Source organism: Oleiphilus sp. HI0066, from assembly GCF_001635725.1.
Genome location: NZ_LWFH01000758.1, coordinates 1 through 910, shown reverse-complemented (window position 1 = coordinate 910; position 910 = coordinate 1). Strand labels below are relative to the sequence as shown.

1 pseudogene is annotated in these 910 nt (G+C 43.0%); it reads right to left on the bottom strand.

The annotated features are described in order from the left end of the window. Positions 1 to 601 (bottom strand): annotated as a pseudogene (locus A3738_RS09155) (DNA mismatch repair protein MutS); the annotation flags it as partial. Between the last annotated feature and the right edge of the window lie 309 nt (positions 602 to 910).

The following is a 910-nucleotide window of genomic DNA, read 5'->3' as shown; positions in this document are numbered from 1 at the left end:
AAGACGTTTTGATGTTAAGAGCATCCTCGAAAGGAAACTCATCACTAATAAGAAGCTCGGCAGGTTTAAGGCGATGTATTTCAGCAACTAAATTACTTAGCCCCTTAACTTCCGTGATGTGAAAACGTCCAGATGATAGCTCTAGCCATGCGATACCAAATATATCCTGCTGAACTTGGCTGATCGCACCTAAAAGATTTTCTGAGCGCTCATCAAGAAACGCCTCATCGGTAAGGTTACCTGGCGTTACCACGCGCACAACTTTACGTTCAACTGGTCCTTTGCTTGTTGCAGGATCGCCGATTTGCTCCGCAACAGCAATTGAAAGACCACACTTAACTAGCTTCGCTATATAGCCCTCTGCAGCGTGGTACGGAACTCCGGCCATAGGAATTGGCTCTCCGCCAGACTTGCCCCTCGCTGTTAAGGTAATATCAAGTAAATGCGCTGCGGTTTTGGCATCGTCATAAAACAGCTCGTAAAAATCACCCATTCGGTAAAAAACAAGTTCGTGAGCATGTTGTTCTTTGATTTGAAAGTACTGCTGCATCATAGGGGTATGGGCAGCCTTACTAGAAGGAGATTTATCTTTAACTGTCATATAGGAAATTGGTTTTTGTATTCTGGTTGAAGCGAGCTTTATCTAGTCGCGAAGAATAGCAAAATAGAACTAATCGAACTACGAAAAACGGACGAAAATAGCGAATGGAGCAGGTTGAAACTTAGAGAACTTCAACCTGCTAAACGCTTATAAGTAATAAACGATCAAATAGCCACAAAGAAGAATAGCTACCCAAAATACCATCGTTTCAATTGGCCACATGCGCGCCACTGAACCCTTAGGTTTATTTTTGTCTGTGTCATAAACATGAGTCACAAGTGACTTAAGCGTATTTACGAACGCCTGCTC